Source organism: Mesorhizobium sp. B2-4-17 (assembly GCF_006441275.1).
Classification (GTDB): Bacteria; Pseudomonadota; Alphaproteobacteria; order Rhizobiales; family Rhizobiaceae; genus Mesorhizobium.
The window spans coordinates 129,686-140,862 of record NZ_VFUX01000017.1 but is presented as its reverse complement, the minus strand read 5'-3'; the positions used below and the strand labels follow the sequence as shown (position 1 = coordinate 140,862).

The window sequence follows — 11,177 nt, the reverse complement described above, 5'->3', positions numbered from 1 at the left end:
ATCCAGCAGACATGATGAATCAGATATTCTCGCCGATGGGAATCCCTCGCGATTCCGTCAGGTCAGATTATGCTCTAGTCGGGATCGGGCTTGCGCGCCTTGCGTCCTGATTTGGCGGCTCGTTTCGCCTCGGCCGCGGCCTCTGTCTTCGCCTGTTCCTGCTCTATGAAATCGGCTTCGATCTTGTCGTCGTCAATCGGCCAAGCCTTCGCGTGCTTGGTCTCGACGACGGCTCGCGGCGTCGAAGGGATTTCGATATGCTGGTCGTCGAATTTCTCGAGCACGGCGAAGCGGACGTCGTTCTGCACAATGTTGCCATTCATCACATCGGCCAGGAAAACCCTGATTTCGAATTCGAGCGCGGCCGCGCCGAAATTGGAAAACAGCACGAAAGGTTCGGGGTTCTTCAGCACCAGCGGATGGCTGCGCGCGATCTCGAGCAGGACGGCATGGACCTGCTTGACGTCGCTGCCATAGGCGACTCCGATCTTGATGTCGATGCGGCCGAGCTTGTTGCGGTGCGTCCAGTTGCCGACAGCGTTGTTGATCAGGTTCGAATTGGGCAGGATCACCGACTGCCGCTGGAAGGTTTCGATCTCGGTGGCGCGGACGCTGATCTTCTTGACCGTGCCGCTGACGTCGCCGGCGACGATCCAGTCGCCGACCTTGAACGGCCGCTCGGCCAGCAGGATGAGGCCGGAAACGAAGTTGGACACCACATTCTGCAAGCCAAAGCCGATACCAAGGGAAAGAGCGCCGGCGACCAGCGCCAGGCTGGAGAGATCTATGCCGGCGGCCGAGATGCCGACGAGTGCCGCCAGCGCCACGCCGGCATAGCCGACCGCCAGCCGGATCGAGTTGCGCACCCCGGTATCGACCTTGCCGCGCGCCATCACCGAACCGTCGAGCCAGCCCTGGAACCAGCGCGTCAGGAAATAGCCGATGATGAAGACGACGACACCGGAGAGGATGCCGGTGAGCGAAATCGTCACCGAACCGATGGTGATCCCCGTCGCCAGCCTGTAGGCCCAGGCCTGGATATCGCCCAGCTGGAACCCCCACATCAGCAGGATCAGCGGCAGGAACACCAGCACGATCATCAGATTGATGGCGACGCTGACCACGAGGCCAAGCTGGTCGAGTGCGGTGTCTTCATAGCTGGAGTTGACCGACAGCCAGCGCCCGACAGTGGTGTTGGCGAAAGCGCCCTCCTCGCCGATCGCCTGCGCCGACAGGAAGCCGATATAAGCGGTAATGAGCGCGGTGCCGGTGACCACGACCTGCAGCGAGACGAACAGCGCAAGGCCGATATAGCCGAGCAAGGCGGCGATGATGGTGAAAAGGCCGAGTGACAGCGCCAGGTAGCGCAGCCATGCCGGCCACGGCCGCCAGCTTCCGTCGCGCGCCTTGAACGGCCGCAGCATCGCCATCAGGATCAGGATGACGCCGACGATAATGGTTGCGAGGAAACTGCGGGCAATAGTCAGCGACAGTGGCGAGCCCATCTTGTCGTTCACGATCGACAGGAAGGTGTTGAAGCTGATGACCACGGCCATTGCCGTGGCCAGGCGCACCAGCCAGCGTGCCGGCCCTGTTTCGACCGGAATGAGGCGCCAGTTCGGCAGGCGCGGCGACAGAGCCGCATTGGTCAGCCGGTTGACGCAGAACACCACGCCGATGACGCTCGCCAGCGCATTCAGAAAGAGTCCGATATCGCCGCGCAACACGTTGTAATAATTAAAGAAGAAGATCGTCGACCCAAGAAAGGCGCCGACCGCAAGCGTGGGCAGCAGGGTCGACCAGAAGGCAACCGAGAGGCGGCTGAGATAGGACGGATCCTCGTTAGTGGGGTCAGCTTCGAACACCCGCCCGAACAGACGCCTGCCGCCGACCAGCAGCACCAGGGCCAAGCCGAGCGCGACGAAGGTCGCCGCAAGAATGGCCTGGAACTTGAACTTGAAGGCGAAGCTCAGCCAGGAAGACACCGCCTTGTAGAAATTGCCGAACTCGTCGCGGGCGTCCGAAAAGACCTGCGGGCTCAGCGCGTCCGACAGCACATAGCGCTTCGTCAAAAGATTGCGGAACAGCGCGCTGCGCATATTGCCGATCTGGTCGATCAGCCCGCTGATGCGGATCGACAGGGCCTGGGCTTGCGAAATGACAGCGTTGATCTCGGCCTTTTCCGACGTCAGCGCCTGGCGTTCGGCGCTCACGATATCGGGCTCGGGCGGCTGGCCCGCGGCGGACACCGGGCCGAGTTGCTGAACTCTGGCGTTGATCTCGGCAAGGCGCGTGCGGAAGGCAAGCGCGGTATTGAGCGACTCGCGGGACAGTTCCTCAAGCTGCAGGCGGATATCGACGAGACTTGAATCCTCCTCACCGTCCTGCTGAATCTTCTTCTCGAGACCATCGGTTTTTGCCGTCAGGTCCTTGATCATCTTCTGCTGATCGGCGATCAGTCCCGGGGGGGCCGGGCTGCCACTCTGCGCTACGGGAGCCTGGCCGGCCCCTGGCGTCGCGGGAGCCTGGCTGGCCCCTGGCGTCGCGGGAGCCTGACCTGCCACCTGGGCGATGGCGCCGAGCGGCGCTGATGCGACAAGCGCGCAGACCAGAATCAGGCGGAACAATCGGAAAAGCATGATTTCTTGGCGACTCACGGGCGGCAAAGGCATTTGAAGAGCCCGTCCTTGATAAAGACGGCCATATCATGGAGCAAGCTGTCGCATCCGCCCCCTGTTTCCGCCCGATCGCCGATTCTTGAGTCGGCCAGTCGAAAGGCAATGGCGCAATATTGGCTTTGCGCTTGCGGCCTGCTCTATAGTCTGCCGCATCGCCCGAACCGGATGACAATAATGGCAGAGTACTCGGCCTTTTCGCTGCTCGCGAATGCGCTCAAGGGAAACAAGGACTGGAAGCCGGCCTGGCGCAAGCCGGACCCGAAAGCTTCCTATGATGTCATCATCATCGGTGGCGGCGGGCATGGCCTGTCGACCGCCTATTATCTTGCCAAGGAACACGGCATCACCAATGTCGCGGTGCTGGAAAAGGGCTGGCTCGGCTCCGGCAATGTCGGCCGCAACACGACGGCCGTGCGCTCGAACTATCTGCTGCCGGCCAACACACGCTTCTACGAACACTCGATGAAGCTGTGGGAGGACCTGTCGCACGAACTCAATTACAATGTCATGTTCTCGCAACGCGGCTGCTTGAACCTGGCCCACACGCCGGCCCAGTTCGACGACTATGCGAGGCGCGGCAATGCCATGCGCCATCTCGGCGTCGATGCCGAACTGATGACGCCGGCCGAGATCAAACGCCTGATCCCGGCGCTCGATATCTCCAATGAGGCGCGGTTTCCGGTGGTCGGCGGCCTGATGCAACGGCGCGCCGGCACCGCCCGTCACGACGCCGTGGCCTGGGGCTATGCGCGCGGCGCCGACCGGCGCGGCGTCGACATCATCGAGAATTGCGAAGTCACCGGCTTCCTGCGCGACGGCGACCGCATAACCGGCGTCACCACATCGCGTGGCGATATCAGGGCCAAGAAGGTGGCGGTCGCGGTGGCCGGCAGCACCGGACGCGTCATGCAGCTGGCCGGCGTCGAGACGATGCCGATCGAGAGCCACGTGCTGCAGGCCTTCGTCACCGAATCGCTGAAGCCCTTCATCGATACCGTCGTGACCTTCGGCATGGGTCATTTCTACATGTCGCAGTCCGACAAGGGCGGCCTTGTCTATGGCGGCGACATCGATGGCTACAACAGCTACGCCCAGCGCGGCAACCTGCCCATCGTCGATGAGGTGATGAGCGAGATGCTGGCGCTGTTTCCGGGTCTCGCCCGCGTGCGCATGCTGCGCTCCTGGGGCGGCGTCTGCGACATGTCGATGGACGGTTCGCCGATCATCACCACCGGCCCCCTGCCCGGCATGTATCTCAATTGCGGCTGGTGCTATGGCGGCTTCAAGGCGACGCCGGCCTCAGGCTGGTGCTTTGCCTGGACCATCGTCAAGGACGAACCGCACGACTTCAATGCCGCCTTCACGCTCGACCGCTTCCATCGCGGCCTGGTGATCGACGACAAGGGTCAGGGCGCCAACCCTCGACTTCATTAAGCAAGGCTTCATCAGGAATATACCGTGCTGATCACCTGTCCCTATTGCGGCCCGCGCGACGTCATCGAGTTCACCTATCAGGGTGACGGCAACCGCGAGCGTCCCGACCCCGCCTCGCAGAATTTCGAGGCGTGGAATGCCTATGTCTATGACCGGCTGAACCCGGCTGGCGACCACAACGAGATCTGGCAGCATTCCGGCGGTTGCCGGGCGCATCTGCGGGTCGTGCGCAACACGCTGACCCATGAGATTTCGAGCGTCGCCTTCGCGCGCGGCGACCATGGTTCGGCCTCGCGTCACAAGGCGGAAGACAAATCATGAGCCCGCGCCGCACGGACACTGGCGGCCGCATCGACCGGCTGAAGACCATCCGCTTCACCTTCGACGGCGTCGCCTATACCGGCCATGCCGGCGACACGCTGGCGTCCGCGCTGCTGGCCAAGGGCGTCACCCTGTTCGGGCGCTCGTTCAAATACCACCGCCCGCGCGGCCTGCTCACCGCCGGCGTCGAGGAACCCAATGCGCTGGTGACGGTGCTGAAAGGCGAGGTTCGCGAGCCCAACATTCCGGCGACCATGGTCGAGATCCATGATGGGCTGGTCGCCGTCAGCCAGAACCGCTTCCCGTCGCTCGCCTGGGACATCCATGCCGTCAACCAGCTCGGCGGCAAGATCCTGTCGGCCGGCTTCTACTACAAGACCTTCATGGGACCGGTGTTCGGCCCGCTGAAGGGCACGCGTTTCTGGATGTTCTGCGAGCACTTCATTCGCCGCGCCGCCGGCCTCGGCAGCGCCGGATCGGCGAAGGACCCGGCCCGCTACGAGCGTATGAACGCTTTTTGCGACGTGCTGGTGGTCGGCTCCGGCCCCGCCGGCCTGATGGCCGCCAAAGCCGCCGCCGATAATGGCGCCCGCGTCATCCTGGCCGATCTCGAGCCGCGTTTCGGCGGTTCGGCCAACTGGTCCGATGAAACCATCGACGGCGCGCCGGCAACCGATTGGGTGCGGCGCACCGTTGCCCAGCTTGAAGGCCGGGACAATGTCCGGCTTCTGCCGCGCACCACGGTCTGGGGCTACTACGACAACAACACGCTTGCCGCGCTCGAGCGGGTCAGCGACCACAAGGAACAGCCGGCCAAGGGCGAGCCGCGCCATCGCTATTGGGCGATCCGCCCCAAATCCGTGGTGCTGGCCACCGGCGCCTTCGAGCGCCCATTGGTTTTCCCGGGCAATGACAGGCCGGGCGTGATGCTGGCGCATGCGGCGCAACGCTATGCCAACGAATTCGGCGTACTGCCGGGCGAGCGGATCGCGCTGTTCACCAACAATGACAGCGCCTATCGCGCTGCCGTCGCCCTGAAGAAAGCGGGGGCCGCGATCGTTGCCGTCGTCGACGTCAGGCCCGAACTTTCGGCTGAGATGCGCAGCCTCGCCACGGAAGCCGAGGCCGAAATCTTTACCGGCCACGCCGTCGTCGCCACCGAGGGCGGCAAGGCGCTGTCAGGCATCAAGGTTCAGCGCTTCGACATGGTTACCGGCGCGCTCACCGGCGATGCGCGCAGCATCCATGCCGACTGCCTGCTGATGTCGGGCGGCTGGTCGCCGACCATCCATCTGGCCAGCCAGGCCGGTGCGAAAGCGGAATGGGATGCCGCGCGGCAAGCCTTCCTGCCGCCGAAGCCAACGCAGCAATCGCCGACACAGCAGTGGCCAACACAGCAGTGGACCGGAGCCGGCGCCTTCACCGGCAGTTTTTCCACCGTCGAGGCGATCGCCGAAGGCCGCGCCGCCGGCCTCGCGGCAGCCGGTGGAACCGGCACTCCGGCGGCCTTGCCCTCTGTCGAAGCCGTACCCGGCGACCCCGATCCGGCGCCGGTGTTCGAGATCAGGGCCAGGGGCAAGAGCTTTGTCGACTTCCAGCACGACGTGACGGCGGAGGATGTCCGGCTGGCGCATCGCGAAGGCTTTGTCTCGGTCGAGCATCTTAAGCGCTACACCACGCTTGGCATGGCGACCGACCAAGGCAAGAGCTCCAACGTTCCCGGCCTCGCTATCATGGCCGAGGCGCTGGGCAAGCCGATCCCGGAAGTCGGCACGACCCGTTTCCGGCCGCCCTTCGCGCCGGTCTCGATCGGTTCGCTGGCGGCGGAGCGCTTTGGCGACCTGAAGCCCGAACGGCTGACGCCGATGCACGACTGGCATGTCGAAAATGGCGCAACCCTCTATTCCGCCGGCCTCTGGTACCGGCCGATGATCTACGGGCTTTCAGGCGAAACGGTCGAGCAGGCCTATGTGCGCGAGGCCAGGGCGACGCGCGAAAGCGCCGGCATCGTCGACGTCTCGACGCTGGGCAAGATCGCGGTCCAGGGCCCCGACGCCGCCGCGTTCCTCGACCGCGTCTACACCAACATGTTCTCGACGCTCGCCGTCGGCAAGGCCCGCTACGGGCTGATGCTGCGCGAGGATGGTTTTGCCTTCGACGACGGTACCACCTGGCGGCTCGGCGAACAGGATTTCCTGATGATAACCACGACGGCCAATGCCGGTAAGGTGATGCAGCATCTGGAGTATTTCCTCGATGTGATCTGGCCGGAACTGAAGGTCCACGTCACCTCGGTGACCGACGAATGGGCCGGCGCTGCGATCGGCGGGCCGAAGGCCCGGCAGATTCTGGCCGCCTGCGTCACCGGCACATCGGTCGACAACGCCGCCTTGCCTTTCATGGGCATCGTCCACGGCGAGATAGCAGGCGTGCCGGTGATGATTTGCCGGCTATCTTTCTCCGGTGAAATGGCCTTCGAGGTCTATTGCGGCGCCGGCCACGGCACGCAGGTCTGGGAGGCGCTGATCGAGGCCGGCAAGCCGTTCGGGCTGGTCACCTACGGGCTCGAGGCGCTGGGCACGATGCGCATCGAGAAGGGCCATGTCACCGGCGCCGAGATCGACGGCCGCACCACGGCGCGCGACCTGCATCTCGACTGGACGTTGTCGAAGAAGAAACCGTTCATCGGATCGGCGATGATGGACCGTGAAGGCCTCGTCGCGTCCGACCGTCTGGAATTGGTCGGCCTGATCGCGCTCGACAACCGGGCGCTCAATGGCGGTTCGCACATTGTCGAGGAGATCGACGAAGCCAATCCGCACGGCTCGATCGGCCACATCACCGCCTGTTGCTACTCGCCGGCGCTCGGCAAGCATATCGCACTGGCGCTGGTCAAGGGCGGCAAGGCCAGGCACGGCACGCGTGCCCACGTCTCCGATCCCCTGCGCAACCGCTTCGGGCCGGTGGAGATCGTCTCCAACCATTTCTACGATCCGGAAGGGACCCGCATGCATGGTTGAGCGCCAATCCCCCCTCGAGCCGGAGTTTCACGTCGGCTCGCATGGCAATTTCGAACATGGCGTCGAGATCCTCCTGACCGAAACGAGCCCGGGCTCGATCGTGCAGCTCGCCGCATGGCCGGGCGAGGAGAAGAGACTGATGGCAGCCATCGACGCCGTCACCGGGCTTGCGCTGCCTGATGGCGCCGGCGGCGGTCTGAGTAACGGCGTGAAATCGGTATTCGGCTTCGCGCCAGGAAAGTTCACGGTTGTCGATGAGGCCGAAGGGCTGGCCGCGGCCTTTGCCAAGGTGGTGATGCCGGACATCGGCACGGTGACGGACCTGTCGCATGGCCGCACGGCGATTCGCCTTGCCGGTCCGAAGGCCGAATGGGTGCTGGCGAAGTTCTTCGCCATCGATTTCGCACTGCCGGCCTTCCCCATAGGCGCGGGCCGCTCGACTGCCCACCACGATGTCTTCGCCCAGATCCAGCGCACCGGCGCCGATCAGTTCGACATCTATGTCTTCCGCTCCTTCGCGCGTTCGTTCTGGAAGGCGCTTTGCCATGCCAGCGAGGAAGTCGGTTACGAAGTGCAATAGATGATGTGGCCGGACCGCCGCTTAGTCGCGGCTTCTGGCCTCAAGGCCAGCCGGTTCTGCCGCTAGAGAATCCCGCCGCGGGCGCCCATGATGTCAAAACGTGGCCGTCCAACCGGTCAAAGGGACATGAAAATCCCGTCTCAGAGTCGGCGCATTCGTTTGGTTCGAATCTCCCCATGACTGCTGAAATATCCGCCGGCGCCACGGATCGCGCCGATGTGTCGGCCAGAGCCTTACTCCTGCTGCCGCTGACGGTCGCCTGCGGCGTGTTCATGACCAGCCTCGATCAGAATGTCGTGGTGACGGCACTGCCCGGCATCGGCGAAAGCCTCGCTCGTCCACCCAGCCAGCTCGGTCTGCTGATCACCGTCTATGTCGCCAGCCTGATCATCTCAATGCCGCTCGGCGGCTGGGCCGCCGACCGCTTCGGCCTGCGCAATGTCTACTGCTTCGCCTTGCTGGTGTTCGCCGCCTCGTCGGCCCTGTGCGGGCTCTCGAACGACATCTGGATGCTGGTCGGCGCCCGCGCGTTGCAGGGCTTCGGTGGCGCGCTGATGGGTACGCTCGGCCAGGTCGTCATCCTGTCGACCTTTCCGCGCAGCCGGACGTTGAAGATCAACATGTATATCTCGCTGGCCGGCCAGTCCGGACCGTTGGTCGGTCCGCTCGTCGGCGGCGCGCTGACCACTTACATTTCCTGGCGCTGGATCTTCTTCATCAACGTGCCCTTCGCGCTAACGGCGGCCGTGCTTGCCGCCTCGCTGTTTCCCACCATGACCAAGCCGGTGCGCACGCCCTTCGATTTTCCGGGTTTTCTGCTGGTCGGCAGCGGCATGGTCCTGCTGGTCTTCGGCATGGACTCGCTGGCGGCGAAGGACGTAGCCGGAAGCATGATCGCGGTTGAGCTTGTGCTGGCCGTCGTCATTCTGACGGCCGCCTCGTTCTACTGCCTGCGCGTGCGCAATCCTCTGCTCGATCTCAAGCTCCTGCGCATCCGCACCTTCCGCATTTCATTCCTCACCGGCGGCGGTCTGGATACGATCGGCCTCAGCTCCGTCGTCTTCCTGCTGCCACTGATGTTCCAGCTCGGCTTCGGCATGAGCGCGGTGCAGGCGGGATCGCTGACCTTCGTCGCGGCGGTCGGATCGGTGGTCATGCGGTTCTTCATGCCGCGCCTTCTCAATCGCTTCGGCTTCCGCCGCGTGCTGGTCTTCAACACGCCCGTGGTCGCCGCGATGGTCGCGGGCTTTGCCTTGCTGCAGGCGACGACGCCGGTGTGGATCACGCTGACCTACATCTTTGTCTTCGGCGTGTTACGCTCCGTGCAATGGGCATCGACCGGCAACCTCGCCTATTCCGACATCGCGCCCGAACAGCTCGCCCGCTTCAGCGCGCTCTATTACATCCTGTGGCAGCTGGCGGTCGCCATTAGCGTCGGTCTCGCTGCTGCCATGCTGTCATTCCTCGCCGGCGGCGGCGCGGCCGTCGCCAGCGATTTCCGGATTCTCTTTATGATCGAGGGCGTCATCACGCTCTGCGCGCTGCTCGCCTATCTCAAGCTGACGCCGCAGGACGGTGCCCATGTCAGCGGGCATGGCATGCAGATGAACGAGTAGACCACAAGCCTTACTCGCTGAACGTCACCCACTCTTCCAACGGCACGCGATCGGTGCGGAAGGCGTTTTCCGGCTTGGACGTGTCTTCATAGCCGAGCGCCATGCCGCAAACGACGATCTCTTCGTCGGGAATGTTGAGCACCGGCCTGATCTGCCGGTGATAGGGCGCGAAGGCCGCCTGCGGGCAAGTGTGCAGGCCCCTGCCCCGCGCCGCGACCATGATGTTCTGCAGGAACATGCCGTAATCGATCCACGAGCCCTGGTTGAGGCGGCGGTCGATGGTGAAGATCATGCCGACCGGCGCGTCGAAGAACACGAAATTGCGGTCGTGTTGGGCGCGCATCCTGTCGACCTCGCGTCGGCCGATGCCGAGCGCGCCATAGAGACCGAAGCCATTGGCACGGCGGCGGGTCAGGTATGGCTCGAAAAACTGCGTGGGATAGTAGCGATACTCGTCCCAGTCGGCCTTTTCGGCCCGGATGCCGGAATTCAGGATGGCATCCGATATCTGCTGCTTGGTCTCGCCCTTGGTGACGTAGACCCGCCATGGCTGCATGTTGGTGCCGGAAGGAGCACGTGCCGCGACCGCCAGAATGGCACGGATCGTCTCGTCGTCGATCATGTCCGGCAGGAATGCCCGCACCGAACGGCGCGTTAGGATCGCCTCGTCGACAATCTCGGCGTCACCCGCGATTCGAGCGTTCTTTTCCAGCATGGGCCGTCCCTTAGCCTTTGTGTCGATCGGACGTCCCCGCTCGCCGCTCGAAGAAGCGGAGCCTTTGCATGAACCGTCAAAATCCTGCAAGCAAATCTTGAACATCGGTGAAAATCTACTTGATTTTTTCATGCTCCTGCTTTCTCATGAAATTCGGATGGAAATTTTCATGGCGAGAGCGTTTTGCCCTCCACTACCGCACGAACATTGCAGGGACCTGACGAACGCGTGCTGGCAAGCGACATCAGGGCGCTGCGCAGGGCGCGTGGGCTGACGCTCTCGGAGATCGCGCTGAAACTCGAACGTTCCGTCGGCTGGGTCAGCCAGGTCGAGCGCGGCCTCTCGACGCCGTCGCTTGGCGACCTCAGGGCCTTCGCCGAACTGTTCGGCGTGCCGATCAGCCTGTTCTTCAGCCACGACGTGCCCCAGGAAAACGAGCGCGGCGTCATCGTCCGCGCCGGCAAGCGCCGCACGCTCGGCACCAGCGAATCCGGCCTGGTCGAAGAGCTTCTGTCACCTGATCTCGGGGGCAGCTTCGAGATGGTGCGCTCTGTCTTCGCGCCGGGCGCGGAGCTGAAGACCGAGGCCCGCCGGCCGACCGAGGAAGCCGGATACATCGCCTCCGGGCAGTTCGATATCGAGATCGCGGGCGTCTGGCACCGGCTCGGCGAGGGCGATTCCTTCCGCTTCGAAGGCAAGCCCTATCGCTGGCGCAATCCTGGGACCGAGCCGGCGGTTGTCATCTGGGTGGTTTCGCCACCCGTCTACTGAATGCATGCCGCCCAAAGCCGTGCGCGGTTTTGGAACGGCGAC

Annotated in this window: 8 protein-coding genes; 6 read left to right on the top strand and 2 right to left on the bottom strand. The window is 63.9% G+C overall.

The genetic code is table 11. The features are described from left to right. Nucleotides 1–74: 74 nt before the first annotated feature. Nucleotides 75–2,639: a mechanosensitive ion channel family protein gene (locus FJ548_RS15515; protein WP_140778304.1), complete on the bottom strand. Its 2,565-nt coding sequence runs from the start codon at nucleotides 2,637–2,639 to the stop codon at nucleotides 75–77. Between the two features lie 213 nt (nucleotides 2,640–2,852). On the opposite strand from FJ548_RS15515, the gene FJ548_RS15510 reads away from it, so the two are divergent. From FJ548_RS15510 to FJ548_RS15490, 5 genes are all read left to right on the top strand, one after another. Next, nucleotides 2,853–4,112, top strand: a complete 1,260-nt coding sequence (locus tag FJ548_RS15510) for a sarcosine oxidase subunit beta (RefSeq protein WP_140778303.1) — start codon at nucleotides 2,853–2,855, stop codon at nucleotides 4,110–4,112. Nucleotides 4,113–4,136: 24 nt separating this feature from the next. Next, on the top strand, nucleotides 4,137–4,433 hold the full coding sequence (locus FJ548_RS15505; protein WP_140612346.1) for a sarcosine oxidase subunit delta: 297 nt from the start codon (nucleotides 4,137–4,139) through the stop codon (nucleotides 4,431–4,433). After that, nucleotides 4,430–7,453, top strand: a complete 3,024-nt coding sequence (locus FJ548_RS15500; protein ID WP_140778302.1) for a sarcosine oxidase subunit alpha — start codon at nucleotides 4,430–4,432, stop codon at nucleotides 7,451–7,453. Before FJ548_RS15505 ends, FJ548_RS15500 begins: the two co-directional genes overlap by 4 nt. Further along, nucleotides 7,446–8,033 (top strand): sarcosine oxidase subunit gamma, encoded by a 588-nt coding sequence (locus FJ548_RS15495; RefSeq protein ID WP_140612350.1) that lies wholly within the window; start codon nucleotides 7,446–7,448, stop codon nucleotides 8,031–8,033. Before FJ548_RS15500 ends, FJ548_RS15495 begins: the two co-directional genes overlap by 8 nt. A gap of 176 nt (nucleotides 8,034–8,209) precedes the next feature. Beyond that, nucleotides 8,210–9,649: an MFS transporter gene (locus tag FJ548_RS15490; RefSeq protein WP_140778301.1), complete on the top strand. Its 1,440-nt coding sequence runs from the start codon at nucleotides 8,210–8,212 to the stop codon at nucleotides 9,647–9,649. Between the two features lie 10 nt (nucleotides 9,650–9,659). Here the strand turns inward: FJ548_RS15490 and FJ548_RS15485 are convergent, their stop codons facing one another. Beyond that, nucleotides 9,660–10,364, bottom strand: coding sequence for a nitroreductase (locus tag FJ548_RS15485; protein ID WP_181168800.1), 705 nt, complete (start codon nucleotides 10,362–10,364; stop codon nucleotides 9,660–9,662). Between the two features lie 228 nt (nucleotides 10,365–10,592). Between FJ548_RS15485 and FJ548_RS15480 the strand changes: the two genes are divergently transcribed. Beyond that, nucleotides 10,593–11,135, top strand: a complete 543-nt coding sequence (locus tag FJ548_RS15480) for an XRE family transcriptional regulator (RefSeq protein WP_181168799.1) — start codon at nucleotides 10,593–10,595, stop codon at nucleotides 11,133–11,135. Nucleotides 11,136–11,177 lie beyond the last annotated feature (42 nt).